The 25,066-nt window shown below is 55.5% G+C and carries 17 protein-coding genes; 4 read left to right on the top strand and 13 right to left on the bottom strand.

Going from position 1 to position 25,066, the window contains the following annotated elements; genetic code table 11:
• Together GSQ91_RS06055 and GSQ91_RS06060 are read left to right on the top strand one after the other, a co-directional pair.
• Positions 1 to 1,826 (top strand): FtsX-like permease family protein (locus GSQ91_RS06055; protein WP_158820370.1); only part of this gene is annotated, 1,826 nt, incomplete at its 5' end.
• Between the two features lie 1,102 nt (positions 1,827 to 2,928).
• Complete coding sequence (locus tag GSQ91_RS06060) at positions 2,929 to 3,780, top strand: TIGR03435 family protein (protein WP_158820371.1); 852 nt, start codon at positions 2,929 to 2,931, stop codon at positions 3,778 to 3,780.
• Positions 3,781 to 4,285: 505 nt separating this feature from the next.
• Here GSQ91_RS06060 and GSQ91_RS06065 read toward each other — a convergent pair.
• From GSQ91_RS06065 to GSQ91_RS06080, 4 genes are all read right to left on the bottom strand, one after another.
• Positions 4,286 to 4,615: a hypothetical protein gene (locus GSQ91_RS06065; RefSeq protein WP_158820372.1), complete on the bottom strand. Its 330-nt coding sequence runs from the start codon at positions 4,613 to 4,615 to the stop codon at positions 4,286 to 4,288.
• A 79-nt stretch (positions 4,616 to 4,694) separates the two neighbouring features.
• Complete coding sequence (locus GSQ91_RS06070; RefSeq protein WP_158820373.1) at positions 4,695 to 5,660, bottom strand: DUF1376 domain-containing protein; 966 nt, start codon at positions 5,658 to 5,660, stop codon at positions 4,695 to 4,697.
• Complete coding sequence (locus tag GSQ91_RS06075; RefSeq protein WP_158820374.1) at positions 5,661 to 5,972, bottom strand: hypothetical protein; 312 nt, start codon at positions 5,970 to 5,972, stop codon at positions 5,661 to 5,663.
• 323 nt (positions 5,973 to 6,295) lie between these two features.
• Positions 6,296 to 6,646, bottom strand: coding sequence for a hypothetical protein (locus GSQ91_RS06080; RefSeq protein WP_158820375.1), 351 nt, complete (start codon positions 6,644 to 6,646; stop codon positions 6,296 to 6,298).
• 240 nt (positions 6,647 to 6,886) lie between these two features.
• Between GSQ91_RS06080 and GSQ91_RS06085 the strand changes: the two genes are divergently transcribed.
• Positions 6,887 to 8,749: a glycoside hydrolase family 9 protein gene (locus GSQ91_RS06085; protein ID WP_254064383.1), complete on the top strand. Its 1,863-nt coding sequence runs from the start codon at positions 6,887 to 6,889 to the stop codon at positions 8,747 to 8,749.
• A 2-nt stretch (positions 8,750 to 8,751) separates the two neighbouring features.
• Here the strand turns inward: GSQ91_RS06085 and GSQ91_RS06090 are convergent, their stop codons facing one another.
• The 9 genes from GSQ91_RS06090 to GSQ91_RS06130 form a co-directional block, all read right to left on the bottom strand.
• Positions 8,752 to 9,870 carry a histidinol-phosphate transaminase gene (locus tag GSQ91_RS06090; protein ID WP_216845090.1) on the bottom strand — a complete coding sequence of 373 codons (1,119 nt, stop codon included), beginning with the start codon at positions 9,868 to 9,870 and terminating at the stop codon, positions 8,752 to 8,754.
• A gap of 28 nt (positions 9,871 to 9,898) precedes the next feature.
• On the bottom strand, positions 9,899 to 13,393 hold the full coding sequence (locus GSQ91_RS06095; protein ID WP_158820376.1) for a carboxypeptidase-like regulatory domain-containing protein: 3,495 nt from the start codon (positions 13,391 to 13,393) through the stop codon (positions 9,899 to 9,901).
• A 327-nt stretch (positions 13,394 to 13,720) separates the two neighbouring features.
• On the bottom strand, positions 13,721 to 14,644 hold the full coding sequence (locus GSQ91_RS06100; RefSeq protein ID WP_158820377.1) for a carboxypeptidase-like regulatory domain-containing protein: 924 nt from the start codon (positions 14,642 to 14,644) through the stop codon (positions 13,721 to 13,723).
• A 110-nt stretch (positions 14,645 to 14,754) separates the two neighbouring features.
• Positions 14,755 to 15,663, bottom strand: a complete 909-nt coding sequence (locus GSQ91_RS06105; protein ID WP_158820378.1) for a membrane protein insertase YidC — start codon at positions 15,661 to 15,663, stop codon at positions 14,755 to 14,757.
• 288 nt (positions 15,664 to 15,951) lie between these two features.
• Positions 15,952 to 16,278, bottom strand: a complete 327-nt coding sequence (locus tag GSQ91_RS06110; protein WP_158820379.1) for a hypothetical protein — start codon at positions 16,276 to 16,278, stop codon at positions 15,952 to 15,954.
• Between the two features lie 52 nt (positions 16,279 to 16,330).
• On the bottom strand, positions 16,331 to 17,560 hold the full coding sequence (locus GSQ91_RS06115; protein WP_158820380.1) for an acyltransferase: 1,230 nt from the start codon (positions 17,558 to 17,560) through the stop codon (positions 16,331 to 16,333).
• 460 nt (positions 17,561 to 18,020) lie between these two features.
• A complete protein-coding gene (locus tag GSQ91_RS06120; RefSeq protein ID WP_158820381.1) occupies positions 18,021 to 19,922 on the bottom strand; it encodes a M56 family metallopeptidase in 1,902 nt (633 codons plus the stop codon).
• Positions 19,919 to 20,305: a BlaI/MecI/CopY family transcriptional regulator gene (locus GSQ91_RS06125; RefSeq protein ID WP_158820382.1), complete on the bottom strand. Its 387-nt coding sequence runs from the start codon at positions 20,303 to 20,305 to the stop codon at positions 19,919 to 19,921. The genes GSQ91_RS06120 and GSQ91_RS06125 overlap by 4 nt, the downstream gene beginning before the upstream one ends.
• Before the next feature lie 339 nt (positions 20,306 to 20,644).
• Positions 20,645 to 21,988 carry a glycoside hydrolase family 6 protein gene (locus tag GSQ91_RS06130; protein WP_158820383.1) on the bottom strand — a complete coding sequence of 448 codons (1,344 nt, stop codon included), beginning with the start codon at positions 21,986 to 21,988 and terminating at the stop codon, positions 20,645 to 20,647.
• Positions 21,989 to 22,240: 252 nt separating this feature from the next.
• On the opposite strand from GSQ91_RS06130, the gene GSQ91_RS06135 reads away from it, so the two are divergent.
• A complete protein-coding gene (locus GSQ91_RS06135) occupies positions 22,241 to 25,021 on the top strand; it encodes an endo-1,3-alpha-glucanase family glycosylhydrolase (RefSeq protein WP_158820384.1) in 2,781 nt (926 codons plus the stop codon).
• Positions 25,022 to 25,066 lie beyond the last annotated feature (45 nt).

Here is a 25,066-nt window from a genome sequence, read left to right on the forward strand (position 1 = left end):
TGCTGACTTCCCCGCCAATGGGCACTCATGATTGGGATGAACTGACGAAGCAGGTAGGACCAGGGCCAACTTCCCTGAGTGTTTTGGGCAGGCTTCGTGCCGGGGTGCCCCTCTCATTGGCTCAGTCAGAGATGAGTTCGATCTACAGCAGAATCGTTGCTGAGCATTCTGCCGACCAACATGTCTATGACGAGTTCACGGGCTGGCGTATGTCGCTCTTGCAGGAGAAGCTGGAGGGCGGTGCAAGACGCGCTCTTTTCGTTCTCACTGCGGCAGTCATTTTTGTCTTGCTTATCGGGAGCGCGAATATCGCAAATCTCATTCTTGCGCGGTCCGCAGCCAGGCAGAAGGAGATCGCCGTCCGTGTTGCCATGGGAGCAGGGCGATCACGGGTCACCCGGCAGTTCCTTGCCGAAAGTCTGCTGCTCTCCCTGATTGGGGGAGTGCTAGGTTTGCTGCTAGCAGAAGCGGCTCTTATGGTAATGATCCATAGCTGGCCTCAAGCTATTCCGAGATTGAACGAGGCTCGGCTCGATACTCCAGTCGTTCTCCTAAGTATCGTGCTCTCTTGTCTCACCGGGCTCTTCTTTGGACTCGTGCCTCTCGCGCTGTTGTGGGGGAAGGACTTGCACGCAGCTCTTAAAAACACGTCCCAGAATTCCTCAAGCGGTATGAACCATGCCCAATTGCGAAAAGCTCTCATATCTGTGGAGATCGCTCTTGCTATCGTTTTGTTGACCGGCGCTGGGCTCATGCTCAAGAGCTTTGCGCAGATGAGCGCAAACGCTCCTGGCTTCGAACCTGAAAGCATTTTGACGATGCGGGTTTCTCTAGCCGGGGGACAATATTCCACATGGGTCCCCCAGCAGTCCTATATCGAAACAGCACTCGAAAAGCTCCGTGCCTTTCCTGGAGTGCAGGCGGCCGGTATAGACAGCGATACGCTGAATACAACCGTAAAAATTGAGGGGCTAGGTTCTGATACTTCAGACGGAAGATTCTCCGCCGTGCGTGCGGTCTCGCCCGGATACCTGCGAGCTATGGGTGTGTCTTTGATTGCTGGAAGATGGCCATCGGACAACCGGGCGCTGGATGAGGTGATCGTGAATGAAAGCTTTGCTCAAAGCCTCTTGAACAAGGGAACTCTTCTAGGCAGACAAGTCACAGGGGGATTTCTCAATGGGCGAATAGTTGGGGTGGTTGCCGACTTCAAATATTCGCAGATGGATGCTGAGCCGACTCCCGAGGTTTACACCTCCTACCAACTCGCACCCCTCATGGATCCCATGACAGTGCGTTTCTTTATTCGAGTAGATGGGAGATCTGCACCTGACGCCGCAAGCCTGAGAAAGGTGCTTGCGAGCATTGATCCCACTCAGCCCGTCTACGGAGTACAGACACTACAGCAAGCTCTTTCGGATTCAATTTCACCACGCCGTTTCAACATGTTCCTGATGGGCACCTTTGCTTTCGTAGCACTACTGATGGCTTTGGTTGGCATTTACGGAGTAGTTTCCTATTCGGTCACACAGCGGACTCAAGAGATCGGCATACGTATGGCGGTAGGTGCTGCTCGAAGCCACATTGTCGAATTGGTGCTGTTTGAAGGCTCAAAGAGCATTCTCCTTGGAACAGGTATCGGTCTCGTCGCAGCGCTTGGACTTACTAGACTCATGTCGAATCTTCTCTATGGTGTAAAGCCTTACGATGCGATGACCTTCCTCAGCGTCACCGTGCTTCTAGTATCGGCAGCAATGCTTGCCTGCACTATACCTGCCCTGCGCGCCTCCTTAATAGATCCGGTGCTCACACTTAGGTCTGAGTGAATCGAGACGGTTTCCCGAGCGCTCCAACTTAGGAATCGTCTGCGCTGGCAACAAATGTAGAACCTTCAGCCCTTGATTCGTTGTGGGCCTCGGCACGCACCCTACATCATTTGGGTGCTTATGAGACACGACACGCTCAAGCGCCTGTCATCAAACTTCCCTTAGAGCCAGATCGAACGGTGCAAACGTTTTGTTGAAGCAAGGACCGGAAGGGCATGGCTTCAGCCATGCCGATAACAGCCGGACCAAAGCCCCACACCTCGCTGCCGCAGGCCGGAGTGAAGGCAGAGCCGCAACGACTGAATTGGCGGGTGGCTCAGGTCTGCGATAGAACCAAAGTGGGTGCCCCACATCTCGCGTTTGAGATGTGGGTTGCAGGATGACGGTAGAGCGTTCTTCAGCCTTTAAAGCGCTGAAGGCGCGACATATACCAGCCTGGGGCGGACGGGGTCCCCGACGAGCGTTCTTTGCTCGTTGGGTGCAGGTAGCCCCAGGTAAATATCAGGCTAAAGGCCCTTCCTCCCTGCCGGAGTCTGGAGTGCAGCGCGAAACGCGAAACGACGGAATTGCCTTCTTTGGTCGTAGCGAAACAATACCCCAGCCACGCATACAGCCTTAGGCACTACCGTACAAGCTTGGCAGGGTGGGTGGCTAGGGTCTGAGCCGGAGCAAAAGTCGGTGCCCACATCTAAGGGGAGCTATCCACGATCTGGGCCACCCGCTCGGGGAAACGACCTTGGTTCGAATCAGGGAGTCTGTGGTCGTTTCAGCAAGCGGGGGGGCTGACGGTACAAGCTTTCGCATACGCCGAGTGTAACCCTAACGGCGTGTACACGTTATCTGGCTGTCCAGCAGGTACAACTGGGTATGCCACCTGTACCTGCACCAATTGGTCGGCATCCGGGGGATATAGTGGTTGCGGTATAGTTGCGGGTTGCTATTAATTGCTTGATGTGTATTTTCAGCCATTTATTTGGGTAGAGCTGGGTATATATCATTTGAAATTTGGAGTGATATATATCCCAGCTTTGACGTTCCTTGATAAGTGGTCCTTGTGGCGAACTGTCATAACTTAGGATGACGCAGTGTAGCGAGGTTTTTAATGCAAAACTCATCTTATCTATTGAGCCTTATTTTACTCGGCACGATACAGACTGGAATTCTCGCCGCACAATCTAACACGCTCGCCGGAACAGCAGATGCACCACTGCCCTCCTTCGATGCCGTTTCTATCAAAGAGGTGGAGAAAGTTCATTTCTCCCATACTGCGGATGGATCAACAACGATCACAACCCCCCAGAAGTCATGTGAATATTTAACTGATCGCGTAGTTTGCCAGCTGCCCTTGAAGCATTTGATTGAAGAAGCATTTCAATTACGTAAAACAGAAATAGTTGGGTCTTCTGGAATGGAAGATGAATTGTTCTTAATCCAGGCAATTATGCCATTGAACACCAGCAGGGATACCGCCAGATTAATGTTGCAGCAAACGTTGGAGGAACGGTTCGGATTGAAGTTTCATCATGAAGAAAGAATGCTGCCTGTATATGCCTTAATTCCAGGGAAACAAGGCGTCAAGTTGCAGCCGGCCGACGATCCCGCCCACCGTAAGCTACTGGATGTGACAACCCCGATTGAAGGGCGTAAAGCAGTCGTATCTATGTCGCCCGGCGAGTTTTCCGCAGTGGCGATGTCGTTGGACTCGTTAGTGGACGTTCTTAACTCAATGGCGGATATGGATCTCCCCATTGTAAATATGACGGGACTTGCCGGGGAATATAAGATCAATCTCCACTGGACCCCGGTAGAAGAGCCAAGCACTACGCTGAAGATACTGGATTCTGGTTTTCCGTACGCTGTAGAGAGTCAATTGGGCTTAAAACTAGAGAAGCGCAAGTTTCCGACCAATGCATTTGTGGTCGACCAAATCGGCCATATTCCTACAGATAATTGAATGGTTTTCAGACAAAAGTTTTCTGGCGTGCCCCCCTTAAAGGAAGCTCGCATTGTTCAGGATAAGCGTAGGCACCCGTCCTAGTTTTCCTTCGAAAGGATGCGCGTCAAAGCCTTTTCGGTCGCGCAGTCATCTCTGAAACCACGTTCGGAGAAACTTCTTGTGGATAGTTTCGCCTTGTATTCTTCTTTCGTTCCAAGCTCCTCTCGGTAGGTGGAACTCCCCTTTTTCGTAGCCAGGTGGTAAACGCAATCAAGAAGACCCTGCTTGCGCTGATACCGCCGCACGAGATCTGCGTCGAGGTTTTCTATGGATCGACGAAGTTGTTGTTCGCAAAGGAGCCGTCTGGCGGGTGGCCCACTCGTACCTCGAATCATTTGGGTGCCCCATTCATGACGGCCTCATCGTCATGAGTGGGGGTGGCGAGGGAGCGGGTGGCCACAAACTCGGCACTCGTGGCCACCCACTTGTGTGCAAGGGAATTGCATAGCTGACGCTTCATCGTTTATGCGACACGCTCTAGTAGCTCGATACTCAAAGGCAGCCCAGAGTTCACAGAAGTACCTGCACTTTCAGAAACATCTTCGTGATCATTGCCAACCTCTGCCATCTCGAGTATCCGCAATCTCCGCTTCCGCTCCCGCGTAATCAGCTTCTGACAAAACGCCGCAATGGTCATACCATCCGCATGGGCCATCGCCTTCAGGTCCACGTGGTCCTGCACCTCCAGGGTTGTGGCGAACGGAATCACATCGCCAGGGTTGTGCCGTGCATAGGGACGCTTCCGTCGTGCATGATCAGCGCCTGCTCTATCGAACTCCGCATCTATCGCCATCTTCCCCTCCTCGTTTTCCTTGCCTGCTGATTTCCAGTGCTATGACCACATCCTTCGGTGCCGCACGGATTCTCCGTTGTCAGTTGTCAGTTTGAAAACAACTGAGAACTGGCAACTGAGAACTGACAACGCACTCCAACGCTTCCCTCACCCATCGCGGCGCTTCCCTCGCATAGATCGGCCGGCCCATCGCCTTCATCTCCCGCCAGTAGCTCAGAGCAGCCTCTCTACGGGCCGCTTCCTCTTCCGCCTCCGCAGCCTCATCCCGGGCACTGCAAGCCCTCACCGAACCCATCGCCGCATCGGGTCGCGCCGGCACCGCAACACTCCGCGCCGTATCCTGACTTCGCGACAGCCAGTTGTTCATGAACCGCCGAATGCCGCCGCGCGTCTTCGTCCTGCGCGGATTCGCCAGCAGATACGCCTTCATCGCGCGATACGCCTGCGGAACATCGACCCCGGGATACAGCGGGTTGTCGCGAGCCAGGTCATCTTCACGCACCTCGTAGTGCGTGCCGTCGTTCAACGGCAGCGTGTCCAACAGCGCACCACGATCCGGAGAAACGCGAGAGGCAGCGGGAACCGCATCAGCGGTGGACGCAAAAGTCTTTTCTGTCTCTGTACTTGTTCCTGTTAATGTTCCTGTTCCTGTTAATGCGTGCGCTTCACGTTCGTGCGGCGTACGCCCGGCGTTCGTCGCGCGTTTTCTGTTCGTCGCTTCCGCACGCGCCTGATTGGTCTTGAACTTCTCTTCCGCCCGTTTCCACTCGGACAGCAAGACGACGTTCACAAGCCGTCCGTCTTCGCCCTTCGTGAAGCGACGCAGAATCGCCGCCGAGTTCTCTCTCCACTCCTCATCATCCAAAGCTGCCCGTATCTGCAGCTCCTCATCGTCATCGCTGAGCGAGCAATCGTCGCTCTGCCACGCTGCGGCCAGCAGGTACAGATACCCAATCCGCGCCGCGGCTCGCATCGACTGGACGTGCATGCTTCCGCGCCAGCGATCGATATGAAACGGCATCCACTGTTGCCAACGCTCCGCCACCTAAGCCGCCTCCATCAACCACTGCATCGGAAAAGCGCGATAGGCGATCAACACCTCGGCCCCATAGCGCTTCTGCCCCGTCCCGCGAATCTTCCCCGCCGCCTTCAACTCCGCCAGCCGCCCACCGAAGGTATGAAGAGCCCACCCCGTCCGCTGAGCGATCTCCTTGCTGGTCATACCGTCGCTGGACTGCGCAATGAGCGCATAAATAGTGGTCCGAGCACTCGCATACCGAGCCTCCTCGCTGCTAGTACGAAATGCCAACACATTCGTCTTAGCCTCACCGTATTCATTCACCAGAATGTCCCGCATACACCGCCCCCACAAAACCTTCTCTAAAATGACCCGTCACCACTGCTCTTGCCTTTGCTGCTGCTGTTGCTTTTCTTTTTGTCATTCGCCCTGAGGCAGTCGAATGGGAGGGAACCTACTGTTGCTCTTGCTTTTCTGGTTTGTCATTCCCGTAGGGAATCTGCTGTTGCCTTTGCTCTTGCTCTTGCTCTTGCTCTTGCTCTTGTTCTTGTTCTTGCTCTTGCTCTTGCTCTTGCTCTTGCTCTTGCTCTTGCTCTTGCTAGTTTCTCGCCGTCATCCTGAGCCGTAGGCGAAGGACCCCCGCATTTCGCAGCCGCACAACCTCAAGCCGCCACCGCGCTGTTTCCTGTTTCCTGTTTGCTGTTTCCTATCTCTTCCGCCTCCGCCTCCCGCTCATGCTTCCCACACCATCCCCCCTCGCTCCCACTCATCGCCGTCTCCCGGCAAGGTTCGTCATAGGCGCAGACCTTCCACCCGCAACGCGGCACACAAGCCTCGCAAAGCATCACCTCTTCCCGCCGCCGATGAATCCACGAATAGCGCTCATACGGATACATCTCCGCGCGCGGAAACAACTCGCAGCAGTCGCCGCACTCTTCCCTGCCGCGCGGCCGATTGGGCAGGTTCCAGGGAGCATTCGGATCACACAAAGCACCAGCAGGAAGGTTGTTCATCGCGCGAACCCCACAGAAAACGGGAGAAAAAAGACAGAAGATGCTGACATGGCTAACAATCCTCGATGAACCGAAGATAAGTTAGCCTGCTTATGAAGTCAAGCATAATTAGCGATTTCTAGAATTGTCGCTTAACCCATGAAAATGCACGCTTAGCAGCTCCTCCTACCCTGCGACGACTAAAAATCCACAAGGTACACTGATTCTCATTCCCAGGGACCACGCACAACCCGCCGCGCGTTGGACCGGGAAGAAGATCGTCACAAGGGGGACAGGACAATCAAACGCATCTGGATCCAGGGTTTCGCCGTCTGCGTCATAGGGTCATTCGCTTCGGCATGTGTAGGGCAACTGCGCGTCCTGGTCGATCAGGTCGGCTACGAAACGCGCGCCCCAAAACAAGCCCTCGTACTGGGCACCGACAAGGACCATCCCCAGCAGTTCTCCCTGATCGACGACGCGACCGGCAAAACCGTCCTGACCGGCAAGCTCACTTCGAGCGGCCAGGTCGACGCCTGGGGCGGCCGCGTCTTCTGGACCGCCGACTTCTCCCAATGGCAGACCCCCGGCCATTACTCCCTCCAGACAGACCAGGCAAGCTCTTGCACATTCGACATAGAAGACGATTTATTAGAACGAGATACACTATCAAATTTAATCTTCTACTTCAAAGGACAACGCTCCACTGGACTGATCGATAAAGCCGACACCCACCTCCCTTTGCCCCCCGGCCAAACCGGTTTTGTCGACGTCCACGGCGGCTGGTACGACGCAACCGGCGACTACGGAATCCACCTCTCCCACCAGAATCTGACCTCTTACTTCAATCCCCAACAGGTCCCCCTGGTAGCCTGGACCCTCTTAAAAAGCTATCGCGTCCTCGAATCCCGGCACGACGACAACTTCAGCGAATACGAACGCCGCCTTCTGGACGAAGGCCTCTTCGGCGCCGACTTCCTGGTGCGACTCAAACGCCCCCAGGGCTCTTTCTTTGAAAGCGTCGACGGTCCAGGCAAAGGCAAACTGCCTCAGGACCGAGCCATCGGCAACCCCAACTGGCGCACCCAGATCAAGAAGACAGACACGGATTCAACCGAGCACATCATGAGTGCCAACGGCCCCCATGCGTATGAAGCAAGCTTTCGCTCCGGCGCCGGCATGGCCATCGCCTCCCTGGCCCTGGCCAGCACCATGCCCGCCGACGGCGACTTCCCCCGCGCGGTCTATCTCCGTACAGCCGAAGAAGCCTTTCAATTCCTCGAAGCGCATAACCGCGAGCTCTTGAACGACGGAAAAGAAAACATCCTCGACGACTACTGCGCCCTCATGGCCGCAACCGAGCTCTATCGCGCAACCCACCAGGAAACCTATAGAACCGCCGCCGACAAACGTGCCGCGCACCTCATGGCACGTCTCGCAACCAGAGAGAATTATCACGATTACTGGCGCGCAGACGACGCATCCCGCCCCTACTTTCACCCCTCCGATGCAGGCTTGCCGGTCGTAAGTCTCCTCGAATATGCGGAGATCGCAACCCCTGCCGCCCAAAAGCAGGTTCACGATACGGTAGAGCGGTCCCTGCGTTTCGAGCTCTCCGTAACCTCCGAGGTCAACAACCCTTTCGGCTACGCCCGGCAATTAGTGCGTATGGGAGACGGCAAAGTTCGCAGCGCCTTCTTCTTCCCTCACGACACCGAAGCAGCCCCCTGGTGGCAAGGCGAAAATGCACGCCTGTCCTCATTAGCCGCCGCTGCACGCATGGCCGCCCCGCTCTTTGCCGACAAACCAGAGTTTCAATCGCAACTGCAAAGCTATGCCTGGAACCAGCTGCATTGGATCCTGGGCCGCAACCCGTTTGATTCAAGCATGCTGATGGGCAGCGGCCATGGTAATGCTCCCTACATGTTCTTCCGTTCCTACAAGTACACCAGCGCTCCCGGCGCCATCATCAACGGCATCACATCCGGTCTCGACAACGAAGATGGCATTGCGTTCAATCAGGGATACGCTGTAACAGGACAGGACGAAGACTGGCGTTGGACAGAGGAATGGCTACCCCACGCAGCCTGGTATATGTACGCCGTCAGCCTTCCGCATCAATAGCTCTACGCACCCTGCAGAATCTCGCGCAATAGTTGTTGAGCGATGCGATTCTCCTCTGGCCGGCCAATGGTAATGCGGGCCCAGTTGGTATAGGGCGGGAAGGTTCGCCCTATATCGACGCCCTTGGCTCGCATGCCTGCGGCCAACTCGGCCTGAGGACGGCCTGCATTAAAGAAGATAAAGTTGCTATGCGTATCCGTATGGGCAAGGTTGAGGTCCTTAAGAACAGCCACCCATTTGGCCCGTTCTGCCGCAGTGACAGCCCGAGTCTGTCGTACATGCCCCGTATCAGCGAGAGCCGCTGACGCTGCGGCGATGTTGAGCCGGCCCAGCGATTCTGCATCGCCCAAACCCTGTTGATGCAGAGCATCCGCAAGCGGACGAGGCGCCAGCGTATATCCGATGGGAAGTCCGGCGAGCCCATGAATCTTATCGAAGGTCCGAAACACAAGAACATTCGCACCTTCGCGGACCAGCGAGACAGCAGAGCGAGTCTCAAAGTCTGCGGTGTATTCGAGGTAAGCCTCATCGACAACCACCGGCGCTCGCTGTGAGACCTCACGCAGAAAGCGTTTGAAGGCAGCATCATCGCTGACCGTTCCGGTGGGATTATGCGGATTGATCAGATAGAGCGCGCGCGTCTTCCCATTGACTTTCGCAGCCAGCGCACCCAGGTCATTTTCATAGTCTGCGTTAAGCGGGACCGGAACGCCGACTCCACCGACGTGCGCAGCGGCATCGACAAGCGCAAGATAGCCGGGGGTGGAGTAGATGAACTCTCCTCCAGGGCCACCCTGGCTGCCGAGATAGAGTCCGAGCGCGCCTAGAATCTCTCCGAGCACTACTTGTTCTACCGGCACACGCTCATAAGCGGCAATCTGCTCGGCAAAACTCCGCGCTGCAGCGGCATCCCCATAACGCGAAAGCCTCGGAAATTCACGCTGGATCGCGCCTGCAACATTCGCAGACGGACCAAAGGCGTTTTCGTTCAGATTCAGGTGTATGAGCTGCGACGAAGTACCCTCTGCGGTTAAGGCAAGTGCTGACGCAGGCAAGAGAGTCGCACCGAGCGCCATACCGGAGGTCTTGAGAAGTGAGCGGCGCGTAAGAGCTGACGACATGGGTTGTTCCTCTACAGAAGATAACTGGTTAATACGTGATATGCAGCCCGAGCTGCAGATAGCGCGGGAAGTTGGCCTGGGCCGTGATCGCTCCGAAGTTTGCGCTGCCGTAGGCTGTATTCGGTCCGGCAAACAGCGGAGTGTTGAATGTATTGAAGGTCTGCGCGCGAAACTGAACATTCACGCGATCACGTACCACGACATTCTTGAACAGGGAGATGTCCCAGTTCTCATAAGCTGGCCCGCGCAACGAGAGCGTACGCGGCGCGTTGCCAAAGGTATACGCTGCCGACTGCGTAAAGGCAGCAGGATTGATGAATCCATTAAGCCGCTGGTACAGGCTGCCTTTGGTTCCAAGCGGAGCGCCAGAGACGCGATTGGGACGCTGGATTCCATTGCCCGCAATCGTGCTGTTGGGATTGCTGCTCTGATAGATCGAGACCGGAAATCCACTCTGGAATGTCGGCAGCACATTCAACTGCCATCCACCGATAACCTCATCACCCCAGCGGTTTCCCGTAGAGAAGCGCTGATCCTTGCCGAACGGAAGGTTGTAGAGAACACCGGCAACAAAGCGATACGGCACATCGGTCACAGAGTGCGAATACTCAGCTTCGAGGTCATAGATGTTCTGAGGTGCGGAGATGCCGGAGCTTTGGATACTGTTGGCCGTGGCAAAGGACGAGTCCATGTTGCGTGACCAGGTGAAGGAGCTGATGAGATTGATGCCATGTCCCGCGCGCTTCTCTACCTGCACAAGGAGTGCGTTGTAGTCGGCATGCGCAGAGCTGACGAAGAGGTTTACAGACGTGAACTGCGGGAATGGGCGGAGAGTCTGCGAACGCGCAACGGTCGGCTGACCGATGATGCCAGGGCCTCCTGCAACATAGTCCGGGTTCGCCACCTGATCGCCGAGTGACGCACCAAGCGAGAAGTTCGATGGGTTGAGCTGGTTGATGTTGATAGGCGTACTACTGGTGGGCGATGGGTTCAGATTGACGGAACGCGATCCAACATAAGACGCATGGAGAGCAATCTGGCCCGGCAACTCCTGCTCGACACCGAAGGAGAACTGCTGCACGCGAGGCGCATGATAGTTCTGATCGTACGTAGTCACTGAATTGCCGACACCGGTAAGCAGGCCAGCGGAGTTCCCTGCTGGTTTCACAAAACCGCTGGGATACGGATTGTTGAGCGTTCCTGCCGAAGTCTGGTCGTTATCTACACTGGCGACGTAGGAGTTGGCCGCGGTATAGCCCGGTGCGAGCGAGCCGGTGGGATCATAGCGCAGCGGCGCATAGAAGATGCCATAGCCGCCACGAATCACGGTCTTCGGCGAGAGCTGATAGGAAGCTCCAATGCGCGGTGCGAACTTGGTTCGGGAGAGATCGCCGATGTCGCGCTGGTTACCGTTGATCCCCGCGAACAGAATTCCCCCTGTAACTGAAACATCGGGTGCAAGCTGTGCGGTCGCATTGCGATCAAAGCCTACCGCTAACTGATTATTGTCTTCCTTCAACCCTGTCTCCGCCTCATAACGAAGCCCGAAGTTGAGCGTGAGTCGCGACGTAAGACGCCAGTCATCCTGCGCGAAGACTGCTGAGTAGTCGAGATACGTTTTGAGCGGCGTGGTGATATCAACCTCACCTGAGATCGGGTAGCCGAGAAGAAGATCGGCGAGATCCGATCCGGAGCCATCGCCTGTTGCGTTGGGGCTGGACTGCGTAAAGGCTCCTGAAAAGGTGTAGGTGCCGGGAGCATTGCTGAAGTCCTGAAAGTCCATGCGGATGCGGCGGTACTCTGCTCCAAAGGTGAGGTTGTGCCGCTTCAATGTCTTGGCCAGCGTACCGTTCACGATCTCCGACTTCCAGTTGTCGAGCGAAGCGGTGTTCTGCCCTAGCTGCGAGAAGTTGCGCGGGAAGATGGTCGGAAAATACTTGTCCTGAATCTGGGAACTGTAAGAAGTTGGAAAACCAAGCGAGGCGGGATCGAATCCCTGGCTTACCTCCGCAATGAGGTTTGGGAAGCGATTGTTGCCGTAACGAGCGGTCAAGACGGTAGTGGGATTAAGTATCCAGGTGCTATTGATCTGCGTGGCGTCTACCTGGCGATGATAGGTGTACGAGTAGCTTCCGGGCAGCGTGCCGAGCGGGTTTCCAAGCGGCTGCAAAGCCTCATAGAAGATATAAGAACCGCTGACGTTCCACCAGGGGCGAATCTGCTGATCGAGCTTAACCGTGACCTCCTGCGCGTGGTCGCGCACATCGTCGGTTCCCGTGAAGTTGTACTGCCCTGTCGCAGTGTTTGTCTGAGGAAGCGGATAGTATGAGGCGATGTTCTTGCCAACTGTGCTGACCTGGCTCGTCGGAATCTTATTGCCGGCAAACGGCGTGCGATGGATTCCGCTGGCGTCGGTGTAGGTCTTCGTTGGGTCGTAGATAACGTTGAGCGATCCATCTACGTTGTAGCTGTTGGAAAAGTCGCCGGTGCGTTCGAGCGCGGTGGGAACGGCGAAGCTCTCTGTGTAAGGAGAGCTCTGAATATAGCCCTCAGCACCAATCCAGAAGAACGTCTTGTTGCGCCCGTCATACAGATGAGGAATGACGACCGGGCCACCGAGCGAAGCGCCCCAGTTGTAGTACGGACTATCGGCACGGGGGACTCCATTGCGGTTGGCGAAGAAGTCATTGGCCAGCCACGAACCCTGACGGGTCTCGCCGAACACAGAACCGTGAACCGTATTCGCTCCCGAGCGCAGCAGTGTGTTGAAGACTCCGCCGCCCGTGCGTCCTACCTGGGCATCGTAGGTGTTGGCCTGCACCTTCACGTCCTGAATAGACTCGATGGTCGGAATCACGATCGGACGATTGTTGGTATCGGTGATGGGAACGCCGTCGACGAGATAAAGGTTTGCGGCAACCGGGCCTCCAGCCACAGACGTAGTGGATGTACCGTTCTGATCCGCAAAACGAATGAACTGCGGATTGCCAGTATTCACGAAGACGCCTGAGAGCTTTGCCGTGATGTAGGGATTGCGTCCGAGAACAGGAATATCTTCGAGACGTTTTTGATCGAGGTCTGTGCTGATGGAAGCAGTAGAAGGATCAACAAGAGGAGCTTCAGCGGAGACCTGCACAACGCTCGTAGTGCTGCCGACGGCAAGTTGAATATCGAGTGTCAGGAAATCCTGCGTGGAGAGAACAATGTGTGTGCGCTCAGCTTCGCTGAAGGTGCTGGCCACAACGTGCAGAGTGTATGTGGACGGCGTAAGCGAGTTGAAGGCATAGGCTCCAACTCTGTCGGACTTTGTGTCCCGCGTCTGATGCGTGGCCTCGTCGGTAAGGCTGATGGAGGCCCCTGCGATAACTCTGCCGCCGGAATCGGCAATAGATCCTCGGATGGCGCCGTTGTAGCTCTGGGCGAGTAAGCGCGAGGCTGATACGAGCAATAGCGCGATGAGGATGTAGGTTTTGTATCCGAAGCTGTATCGGGGGTGGCTCTTGTAGCTATCAGTGCAACTCATGGCGACTCTCTTAAAGAACGTTGTGCGTGTGTGCGGATAGATTGACTGGGGATAGGCACGTTCACGCAAGACCTGCGGAGATTAACGTGCAGGCCAGAAGAGAAAGTTGTGCGGGAAACCTAGGAACAATACATCAGTGCAGCGCCGCTCAACTCACAAGGACAGGCCTGTGAGGAACAGCAACTACAAAGCGTGATGGAACTAGGCATAAGTTGAGCATAAGCTTCGGTTTATGCCGATGTCAATTGACCAGGAACTATGCCGAGATGAGAAAACCGGTGCCTGCATAGACATTTCGCAGCCTTCGATTGAATCAGCAACAGACAGCTATACCTGAACTTCGAACCCCTCTACATCACAAGTTCCGACGGTTAGCTCGATGGAGGAAGCGAGCTCCTTCGTCATTCGAGTGTAGCCGTTTTGAAGGGGCGGAGCCATCTCCCAAACGAACACTCTGTAGCGACCTGTTTGAACAGGAGCCTCAAAGTTTCGACTGGAATCCACCTTGACCCCTAAGCTGCCGAAGTCATCCAGCATCCCCACGTCACGGGTGAAATGGACGGAAATGTTCGCTATGTCTTCCGGCAGTTCGCCCGTAACCTTCCCACGAACAGTAAGCCAAATCGGACGAGGAACACGCAGCTCGAGGTCAGCCTTGATTTGTCCTGCTTGAACATCGAAGGTACCGGCGTCCTTTATGTCCTGAGCATTTGGATAGAGGAAATCGAAGATTCGTTGTTGAATGTCCGGACGAGCTGGTTGAGGCGGAGCGCTGAGCGGTTTTTGGAGTATTCCGACGAAGCGCAGAGAGTAGCTGCCAGGAGAAAGGGGCGGCGAACAGAAGCAGCCATCCTCATCTACCTTGTGGTCCCCAGAATCGCTGATATAGCCAGATCGTTCTCCTCGATTGCCAGCCCTTATCAAAGTGAAATGGCAATACCGTGGGGGAACCCCTTCTTCATCCAAAATCCGTCCCTTGATGAAAGCACCAGGTGTCAGCGAAATCTGTAGATTCTCTACGGTTTCCCCTTCTTCCAGGAGGACCTCGCGGTAAAGAGGAGCATAGCGAGCATCATGAAAACCCAGACTGTATCTGCCAGCTGGTAGTGAGTGAAAGGAGAAGCGTCCGAGCTCATCGGCTTGCGTAAAATCCTCCTCGCGAATCCCGTGACGGATCAGGCTTATTTGAGGCTTCGAAAGGGTCTCTCCTGTCACGGCATCCAGGAGGTGGCCAGTGATCATTCCACTCATCTTCAGCACTCCACTGATGTGTGATTTCGCGTTCTGCGAACCACTCCGAATCAGTATAAGACTTAGGCGAAACAAGGCCGCAGTATGCCACAACACACGCAGCTATCCCATCATCCTGGTCTTCCCTTCGGCAAGTCACACTCTTGAATTCGGGGATTGGTGTGATTGAAGAGGAACTGTTGGACGATGGTTATAACATTCCCAAGTGACCAGTAGAGTGCGAGACCTGCGGCTACACGCCATGCGATGAAGCAATAGATGAGGGGTAGCGCTACTGCCATGATCTTCCGCTGTAGCGCATCGGTAGCCGGTGACGGAGTAACGATCTGCTGTAAGAACATCGTCACTACGAAAAATATTGGAAGAAGGTGAAGAGGATCGGGCGCGGCTAGATCATGCAGCCACAGCCAGGGTGCATGGTGCAGCTCGCCAGCTCCATGAAGCATCCGGTAGATTCCGGAGAGCAGCGGCAGCTGTATCAGAAGCGGCAGAAACCCTCCGAACATGCTGACGCCGTATCTTTCATGTAACTCTGCTATCTCCTTGTTCATCGCCAGCATCTGCGGGTCGCCGAGCTTACAGCCTTTGTAGCGCTCTCTGATTGTCGCGATCTCCGGCTGGAGCTGCTGCATCTTTCGTTGTGAGCGCATGGACTTGATGCGCAATGGGAGCAGTGCAAGGTTGATTCCCAAAGTGAGCAGCAAAATATCCCATCCCCAGTTCCGAACAAGATGCTGGTGCATCCAGTTGAGCGCTACGAAAAACGGCTTCGCGAAAAGATAGAGCTTCTCAGTTTTCTCTGAAGCCTGCGGCATAGCCTTAGCCGCATGATCCGGTGTGGCCTTGTGTGCATTCGTTTGTACTACCGGGTTCAATGTCCCGGCATTGTTCTCCACACCAACCTTTTGATGAAATATCTGCTGCACGTATAGGAAACCGAAAAAGATGACGGCCATCGCGATCAAGGCACGTACAGTTTGCCTGCTCGTTTGCAGATTGGGATTCTTCATTTCTTCCATGGAAATTCTCCTGGTCATCACCGCTGAGCGATGACGCCTCTGGTTTGGATCGATCGTGGATTGCTCGCCAATACACTGGTGGGGCCGGTGCAGCTGCCTTAATTTGTGTTGGACTATGCAGTATCTGAGACATTTTGGGGTGAGGGTTTAAGTCTTTACAGGCCACAAAGTCCGCTCACACGGAGCTGACGATGCGCCTGTCCTCACTCGCATCGTCACGAGAGCGCACAGATGCAGCAAATCAAAACGCAGCGACATACAACTGCGAATGGAGATCGGAGGGTTGAACTAGAGGGAGATTGGAGGAGGAAGCTGGAAGATCAACCGCAGGCGCGGTGCCCAGGGAAGTGTCAGCGATGCCTCTTGCGGCATCGACAGACCGGCCTTCCGGGAAGGCTCAAATACATAGAGACAAATGGATTCTGCACAGGCGATAAGCCGCCGGCAGATATCCCCTGAGTGCGAGGCCAGAAACATCAACAGGCCGGCCACAGCACAGATCAATAGCAGCTTGTCGACCCCGACAAAGAACGACGAGACGGAATGTTTCACTCCGAAAGCGATCAGCGGGAGCAGCAGGTGGAAGCATGTATCAAACTTGCTTCGGGAGAACATAAGGTGCCTCCGACGATGAGTATACGACAGCCTCACCTATAACAAACGTGAACTAGCGAGGCGGTCTGGCCCCTCGCAGATAACGGTTCATCGGCTCAGAGAAGAAGGTAGCCGTAAGCCAGCCAAGAAGCGCCGTAAGCAGAAGAATGCCCACAACCCAAACAGCCATATGCGGCACACTGAGCTGATGAGGTGCTAGACCTTTCGGTTTGGGATTTGGATGCCAGTGGCTGAAGAGCATGACAACCCAGATAACGATGAACTCGTGAGTCAGGTAGACCTCATAGCTGTGCCTTCCATACCAACGAATGGGAGCGGTAAGGCGGCTCGGGCTGCGCGAATGTCCTCCTGCATGGCGAAGCACGCTGGCCAGCATAACGAGGCACGCACCCACGGCGAGCAGCGTTCCGAAGAAGTCCGCTTTCGTCGGAATCAACTTCCAAAACCAGTGTGGGCCGCAGGCAGTAACAGCGATGATGGTGACACCTGCAACCTGCAGAAGCAGCAGTAAGCGGCTATGGATGGCGGGCCAGCGACCCTCTTGTCGGATTGAAACGTAGTGAGTCAACAGGGCGGTAAGGCAGCCCAGGGCAATACCGTCCATTCCACCGAGATAGCTTTGGTCCTGCCATATCTCATTTGTGGACCAAACAGTCCGGGCATAGGGTCCCATCGCTACAAATGCCACCAATATAACGATGAAGGGGATCATGCCCCTGCGAAAGCGCAGGAGAAGCATACAGAGGATCGGGAAGAAGACATAGAACATCTCTTCAACCGATAGGGACCACATCACATTCCAGTTTCCAGGCAGAAAGCCAAACCGAGCCTCCAGCCAGTTCAGGTGAAAGGTGAAGGCGGCTATGATCGCGCGCCACAGGGGAGCCCTCTTGTGGGAGAAGTCAAAGCCTTCTACATGGGCCAGGGCCAGAACGCTAAGGATCGTAACGATGAGTATGAGCAACGGGGCGATGCGCGCAAACCTGATCCGGTAAAAAACGGACGCTCTCATGGCAGAGAGCGAACCGAACCGGCGCAGAGAGGTCAGCGTAATGAGAAATCCTGAAATGGCGAAAAAGACGGTGACCCCATTGCCGCCATTGAAGAAGAGGAGGTGGGTGACGATCTTCGGCAAAGGCAGGTGCCGTATGTCGTAACCGGCAAAGAAGAGCCGGATCCATGTATGCAGCAGGACAACTGCAAGAATGGAGAAGCCTCGAAGAACGTCGATCGTGTCAAAACGTTGTGTCGCCGCTGGCAGAACAGGCGGGTTAGTAGCCATAGCTCATTCTAGAGTCGTCTTTGTCGAGAACGGCTGAAACAGATCTCCGCCTGTAGGTCTTCGATCGGGTGCAAATGACATAAAGGTGCTATCGCAGAGCTTACGGAAGCGGCGCGGAGAGAACAGGGGCTCCATCTGACCTGAGCATTGTTCCACGTGCAACAACGTGGTGAAATCGAGCAGATAGTGGAGCCAGGCCGTGCTGTATGAAGGATTTAGACGCCACAATTCTAGATTTTGAAGAGGAATTTATGGTAGCAGATAAATAATTGAGTATTTCAATCAAATGCGAGAAATGGGGCGGCGTAGGGCGACCGCCTTTGCCTTGTAGTAGCGGCTATGGCCGGACGGAGGAGAGCGGTCGGGCGTTCGCCCGATGCCCACCTTAGGCGCGATAATGCCGCGCCGAAGATGGGGCACCCGGCCCGTGCTATGCCGAGGGCTGAATTCCTTCCCTGCACTAATTTGTTGAAGGTCGTTCGAGTCTTTTGACGGAAATCGTCTCGACCTCACCTTTTGATGGCTTGAGACTTAACCCCATCTGCTCTTCGATTGCAGTGAAGAATGACGGGGCCGAATCATTCGAGCCTTCTCTGGACCATTTCGCTTTGCAATCATACCTTCCCTCCAAACCTGTCCGGTCCAGCACTGGACGTCCGTCCAACTCCGGTTGCCAGGCGAGTTGACCCGCAATCAGCCAGAAGGGCCATCCCCAGGTGTCCATCACACCCTCGCCGCTGTGAGCTCCCTCCGGCGGTGGAGGTGGTGCTGGACTGCCCGCCGGTGGCGGAAGCGGCGGCGGCATTTGGAATCCGCCACTACCAAGGCGGGGCCGGCCAGAAGGAGCCACAGGAGAATCAAATGTCGATTTTTGGCATTTCAGCCCGCCCTTAGCCACTACCAACTCATATACAGGAAGACTCTGGGACTGAAAACTAACAACTAATCCGAAGCGCTCCGCGAGCAACGACTGCACCCTAAGACGCATCTGCTCGTCCCGGTCGTCCGGCGATAGTTTGCTCATAGCCGCGACCTGCGCATCATCCAACTTGCCCTGGATATCATATTGATCCGTCCCAATCCACTTTGGACCGCCCGAAAGCTCTCGCGCAAAATCGAGACCATAGGCGTAAATCATGACTTCTTTGACCGTCTCTTTCTTCGCCTCAAAGCCGTCGGGACGCACAGTCTGCACCGGCCATTCCTCATCTGGCCCACTCGGGCGAACACTGGAAACCGCAAACGAGGGTTTCGGCCCGGAAACGTGCAGAATCTGGCCATATAGCGGAATCATTCGCACAACCCCAAACGCCATGGGCACGACGATGACGGTGAAAACAAATACTGCGAGCATGATCTTTCGAGGAAGAGTTAACTCGGCCACGCGCGGAGTCATAATGGACCGGATGCGACGCTTCAAGTCAGCGCCGGTAATACCAGCAACACAGGTGAGGGGAGTTTCGACGCAGAACTCGCAGACTGTGAGAATGCTCTCTGCATAGATCTGTGGCTGCCGGCAATGCAGCGCAATCTCTTCATCGCAGGAGAACTCGCGCTCTTCCACCAGTCGCGTCTCGATCCACCACACAAGCGGGTGAAACCAACAGATAGCTTCAACCAACATGTGAATCGCGGCCGTCAGATTATCGCGCCGGCGTACGTGACAAACCTCGTGAGCCAGCACCGCCTCTAGATGCTCGTCTCCTAAACGCTCGGATATTCCTTGCGGCCACAGGAGAATGGGACGAAAGAAACCGAAGATTCCGGGCTCAACGGAAGCGGGCAACAATCTTAGTTCGATCTTTCGCTGCAGTCCTACTCGATCTTCTACACGGCGAAGCGCCTCCACCTCGCGGCCCTCCAGCACTGGCAGGGCCCTCCGAACTGCCTCTTGAATGCGCAACCACCGCGAGGTCCAGCGGCCTAGTATCACGATCGCGCCGCACAACCATATCGTTAGAACGATAGCCGGGACCGGAGGCGTGCTTAGGAAGTCTGCGACTCGAGCAGGCATAGAGGCAACCCCGAGCTCCGGCGCCCGTGCCTGGGACGCTTCCGACGTAAAGGGTTGGCTTAGCTCTTCCATTGCAAGATAGGAAGCAGTGTTCGCGCTCCCCGCCCTTAGCGGCGACGGATGAGGCATCCATGTCAAATGACTGCCCAGAATCACCATCAGCGAAAAAGGAATAAGAAATTTTATCGACCCCGCTAACCAGAGCCAGTATCGAATTCTTGCACGGTTCTTTCGCAGGGCTAAGGTCAGTAACCACACTGCTGCGGTAAGCAGCGTCGATTGCCATAGGTGATTCACCAGGGCAGGCACAATCGTTCCCGACATCCCGGACAAAGAGTCTGCGATCATTCCGCTTTCTCCTTTTCTTGAAGCTTTTTCAATTCCCGTTGTGCCTCTTTGACGTCCTCCAGCCGCAACTTCCCGGACCTAACCAGATGTGTCATCACGAGCTGGGTTCGCCCGCCAAACAGCGCCAACAGCTCGTCGACCAATCTTTGCTGGGCGGCATCGCGCGAGACGAGAGCTTCGAAGACGTGGAAGTTACCCACCTTCTTGACGCGGCGCACAATCTTTTTCACCTCCATGCGGGACATCGTCATCTGGATGGTCGTATAGCCGGGCCGTCCCTTCTCAGGAAAGGCGTCTTGAATCTCACGGATGGAGGATTCGCCTCGATCCCAGAGTTTCTCCATGATCTGAAGTTCGAGCTTCGATAGTTTCGGCGTTGCCATTCGCATCTCCAACAAGTGTTATAGGTTCTACAACACGTGTTTGAGCAATGTCAAGACGAAATCGCAGGGCTGGTTACCGCGGTTATTGGAACTTCCTGTGATATCGCGTTTTTGGTAATGGTCTTACGCTCGTCGCAAAATCTGTGGCTATATCCAGGTTTGAACGTTGTAGCCAAGGCACACATCAAGCAGGAGCGGTCGCGCTTCGCGCGATGCCCACCTTAGGCGCAAAAAACGCGCCGAAGATGGGGCACCCGGACCGTACGGCCTAAGCGGAAAGCCCACACGCACCCGCATCGCGTGCGGCTCGAGAGAGTCTCGCTTTGCTCTACTAGCCCATCAGGGCAGCAAGCTGGGGTTAGCTCTCTGTGCCAGGTCTATTGCCTGCTGCGGAAACCAGCTCCCTGCAATCGGATCGTCTAAGCCCCATAGTGGATCGAACACTGCCTGGCCCGCTGCGTCCGTCGGCCATTGCGCCTGGGAATAGTCTGTGTAGTCCCACGCTCTTGCTCCGCCCGCTGCGTCACAGGTCCCATCCGACTGACCTGGCGTCTTCACCCAGATATAGGCATCCAATAATGAAATGCCTGTACTTGCAGCTGGATGAGTCCCCAGCCCACGCGCCGGAGGGTTGCACCAGCCGCCATTGGTGAGGGTCTGGACGACTGCGGCCGGCTGGTTATACGGCGCGTTCGCATAGATGCTGGCATCGAGTGGTCCCTGGCCGTTGCGACTCGTGTCGACCACGAAATGCGTCACAGGTTCGGCTGTTCCCAGGTTCTGCTGAAACCACTCGTCGGTGTAGATCCAGGTCGTAATGTCGTCCGGGTTGACTGTTCCGAGAGGCGAATAATACTGGCTCGCACAGTACGAATAATTTCCCAGCCGCCATCCACCATTGTCGGGATTGTTGGCGAACGCGATGCACTCGGAGACCCAGGTGTCATATTTAGATTCGTAATTGTTCAGGTTGAAGTTCGATACGTTCGTAAAGAACCCCTGTGCCTGCGTGATGCCAGCCTGTGCGAGCCGCGCTGACATAATCGGTACAGCCTGCCAGTGACTATTGCCACCGTCGATATAGACCAGCGTTTGCGATCCAGCCTCCAACGTCGTCACCGCATAGTTGATCTGGGTATATCGATCCGCCGTGAGCTGCGCGATGTTCACCTGTGCCGGGTTGTAGCCGCAATCGCTGGGCAGATCCGCCAGAGCATCCGGCTCCAGCACGATCACTACCTTCTGACTACCGATCGCTGCCGCAATGGCATTAATCCACGTCTCGTAGTCTGCGGTATTCTCTGCTCCACCCGCCGAGTAGCTACCGCAGTCCCTGCCAGGAATGTTGTAGAGCACAAACACCGGTATGGCTCGTTCCAGATGCGCTTCCACAAGAGTTGTTGTCACGGTGGAGGTCACCTGGGAAGTCGTACCGCCAGTGAGCCACACCGCTTGAGGAACTGTCTCCATGGTCGTAAGCAGCAGAGCATCCTTGAACTTCCCCTGCTCTAACAGGCCCTCCACTTGTTGTGCGGCTCCAGTAGGCGGTAGAGGAGTAAAGAAACGTGTGTCGGCCGGCAGCGTCTTAGACTGTCCGTGAGCTCCGGCGAATGGAGTCAGAAAAAGCGCTGCTCCTATAACCAACCTGTGCAGAGTGTGCCGGTGAGTGGGTGTGCTGCGCATATTGAGATCTCCCGAAATTATGGTGCGTATTACACGTGCCATCTTCTAGATGTTTCGCTCAACGCTTGTCAAGAATGGAGTCTCGATGATCACGTTCAAAGGAAGAATTCTTCCTCTTCTGAAGAATGCGCGCAACCAACGATAGTATGGCGATTTTCAAACTCCTCTCACATTGGATATGCGTCTCCCTATGCTATGGTGGCTCGTGTCATTTTCCAGAGAACTTTAGGATTTAGCCCGGAGGTTGCCGCTGTGCCCTCGCCTAAACACACGCTTCTCATCTCACGCTTCGACATGCTTCTGCCGCTTCTGGCACTTGCCCTCTTCTCTCTCCTAGTCCCGCAGAAAGTCATGGGACAAAAGAAGGTCTTCGCTCACTACCTGGTGACGAATCAGGACTACCAGGGCAATACAGATCCGACAGGCCAACTAAAAGTCCAGGCCTACGAAAAAGAGATCCAGCAGGCGCAAGCCGCAGGCATTGACGGCTTTGCCCTCGACGTTGGAAGTTGGCTGAGCGAAGGTGTCTCTTCGGAGTATTACATCGCGTATGCCTCGCAGATGTTTGAAGCGGCTTACGAGCTCAATACTGGGTTCAAACTATTCTTCTCCGCCGACTTTTGCTGCGGCAATACAGTCAGCGATGCAGAAGACATGATGCGGCGTTTCGCCAATGACCCCAAATTCTCGACTGTCTACTATCAGTACAACGGTGCGTTTGTGCTGAGCACATTTTCAGGCGAAACGCAGATCGGGATCTCCGGCTTTCAGCAGATCCGCTCCGACCTGGCCAATGGAACCAATCCATCCACGCAATCCGTTTCCTCAACATGGCCGACGCTTGAGGTTGGTGGAGCTCCGAGCAACGCCGACTTACAGATTTTTCTGGTTCCGGCATTCTTTAGCGGGTGGGGTGGAGATATCCCCACTCTTTCGGAGGTTCAATCCGGTTTCAATTCGTGGAGCTCTACGATCAACGGATCGCTCTACTGGGGCATAGCTGGCGTTCCAGGATCAGGGGGATCGATCGACCAGATTCCCAGTAGCGAAGACTATGCTTCCGTTGTTCAAAATAACGGAGGCAAGGTCTATATGGCGCCGATCACCCTGCAGTTCTGGGGCGCGGACGCAGCCAGCTCCTACAACTACTACGAATACAGCGGATATAGCGGCATGCGAAAGATGTGGATGGACGCCATCAACGTCTCTCATCCCGACTGGGTCGAGATCATCACATGGAACGACTTCATCGAAGGCAGCTATGTAAGTCCCATCGACGACCCGAATAAATACTCGGACGCAAACTATCTCACCGGGAGCGGACTGCCGACCGGAGTGCTGAATTACTTCCACACCCACGCCGGCGCTACTGCCCTGCTGCCGTACTTCATCCAGTGGTATAAAACAGGCGTTCAGCCCGCGATCAATAATGATTCGATCTACTGGGCGTATCGAACGCAATCGGTAAACGATAACGCCTCCAACAACACTCCCCAGATCTCGGCAAATACCGACAACGGCCCTATTGCCGATGACATCTACGTCACCGCAAACCTCGCGCAGCCGGGGACACTCGTCGTTACATCAGGCAGCCAAGTAACCTCCTTCACTCTTGCCGCGGGCAGCACCGATGTGCAGGCGCCCTTCGTGGATGGCAACACACCCACCTTCACCTTCAGGCCCAGCTCAACCGGCACCATTGAACTGAGCGGAACCGGCACGGATGCGATTGGCCTCGCCAACTACGCGATAGCCTCATGGGCAGGGTCTTCCAGCACGTCGACCCCCGCGAACGATTACTACTATTCGACGGGATCAGTTGCTGGGTCCAATATCTCGTCGTCAGTTGCGGCCACGCCTACCTTCAGCCCGTCTGCGGGATCGTATGCGAGCGCCCAGACCGTGACCCTCTCCGACGCCACCTCCGGCGCGCAGATCTACTACACCACCAATGGCACTACCCCGACGACTTCCTCGACACTCTATTCCGCGCCCATCACGGTGAGCGCGACCGAGACTGTCGAAGCCATCGCCGTCGCTTCCGGATACACCAACAGCGCGGTCGCAACAGCAGCTTTCACCATCAGCGGAACGGCCGAAGGTCCGTATGGCGGCACGCCTGCAGCCCTCCCCGGCACAGTACAGGCCGAGAACTACGACACGGGTGGCCAGGGTGTTGCCTACAACGTGACTTCGATCAACGGCAGTGGAAACAGCTACCGCTCCGACGGTGTCGATCTGGAAACCACCTCCGACACAGGTGGCGGCTACGATCTCGGATGGACAACTGCCGGACAATGGTTTCGCTACACCGTCAATGTCGCTACAGCTGGAACCTACACGGTCAGCTTCCGTGTCTCCGCTCCCAGTGCTGTGACCGATGCCTTCCATCTGTCGAACGCCTCGGGAACAAACCTGAGTGGATCCGTCGACCTGCCCGCGACAGGCGGTTGGCAGACATGGGCAACGGTAACGGCCAGCGTCACACTGCCGGCGGGCCAGCAAGTCTTAACGCTTAACCAGGACAACGCCGGTTGGAACTTCAACTACGCGACGTTTGCGGCGTCCGGATCGCCCTATGGTGGAACTCCAGCAGCCATCCCCGGCACGGTGCAGGCCGAGAACTATGACACAGGTGGTCAGGGGTACGCCTATAACGTGACTTCGATCAACGGCACTGGCAACAGCTATCGCTCCGACGGCGTCGATCTGGAGACAACCTCGGACACAGGTGGCGGCTACGATCTCGGATGGACAACCTCCGGACAGTGGTTTCACTACACCGTCAACGTCGCCACAGCCGGAACCTACACGGTCAGCTTCCGCGTCGCTGCTCCCAGCGCTGTTACAGATGCTTTGCATCTGTCGAACGCGTCGGGAACCAACCTGAGCGGGTCCGTCAATCTTCCGGCGACAGGCGGCTGGCAAACGTGGACGACGGTGACAGCCAACATTACGCTGCCGGCGGGCCGGCAAGTCTTAACGCTTAACCAGGACAACGCCGGTTGGAATATCAATTCCATGACGTATTGATACTCCACATCTAGTTATCAACAAAAACGGCCTCCCTTGCGAGAG

It is taken from the genome of Granulicella sp. S156, from assembly GCF_009766105.1.
GTDB lineage: Bacteria > Acidobacteriota > Terriglobia > Terriglobales > Acidobacteriaceae > Granulicella.

What these genes read in the sequence shown, in the direction of transcription:
- GSQ91_RS06075 (WP_158820374.1), bottom strand. Translation starts at nt 5,972, where the DNA reads ATGCGGGACATTCTGGTGAATGAATACGGTGAGGCTAAGACGAATGTG.
- GSQ91_RS06105 (WP_158820378.1), bottom strand. Translation starts at nt 15,663, where the DNA reads ATGGAAGAAATGAAGAATCCCAATCTGCAAACGAGCAGGCAAACTGTA.
- GSQ91_RS06080 (WP_158820375.1), bottom strand. Translation starts at nt 6,646, where the DNA reads ATGAACAACCTTCCTGCTGGTGCTTTGTGTGATCCGAATGCTCCCTGG.
- GSQ91_RS06095 (WP_158820376.1), bottom strand. Translation starts at nt 13,393, where the DNA reads ATGAGTTGCACTGATAGCTACAAGAGCCACCCCCGATACAGCTTCGGA.
- GSQ91_RS06130 (WP_158820383.1), bottom strand. Translation starts at nt 21,988, where the DNA reads ATGCGCAGCACACCCACTCACCGGCACACTCTGCACAGGTTGGTTATA.
- GSQ91_RS06100 (WP_158820377.1), bottom strand. Translation starts at nt 14,644, where the DNA reads ATGAGTGGAATGATCACTGGCCACCTCCTGGATGCCGTGACAGGAGAG.
- GSQ91_RS06115 (WP_158820380.1), bottom strand. Translation starts at nt 17,560, where the DNA reads ATGGCTACTAACCCGCCTGTTCTGCCAGCGGCGACACAACGTTTTGAC.
- GSQ91_RS06090 (WP_216845090.1), bottom strand. Translation starts at nt 9,870, where the DNA reads ATGTCGTCAGCTCTTACGCGCCGCTCACTTCTCAAGACCTCCGGTATG.
- GSQ91_RS06060 (WP_158820371.1), top strand. Translation starts at nt 2,929, where the DNA reads ATGCAAAACTCATCTTATCTATTGAGCCTTATTTTACTCGGCACGATA.
- GSQ91_RS06065 (WP_158820372.1), bottom strand. Translation starts at nt 4,615, where the DNA reads ATGGCGATAGATGCGGAGTTCGATAGAGCAGGCGCTGATCATGCACGA.
- GSQ91_RS06120 (WP_158820381.1), bottom strand. Translation starts at nt 19,922, where the DNA reads ATGATCGCAGACTCTTTGTCCGGGATGTCGGGAACGATTGTGCCTGCC.
- GSQ91_RS06110 (WP_158820379.1), bottom strand. Translation starts at nt 16,278, where the DNA reads ATGTTCTCCCGAAGCAAGTTTGATACATGCTTCCACCTGCTGCTCCCG.
- GSQ91_RS06125 (WP_158820382.1), bottom strand. Translation starts at nt 20,305, where the DNA reads ATGGCAACGCCGAAACTATCGAAGCTCGAACTTCAGATCATGGAGAAA.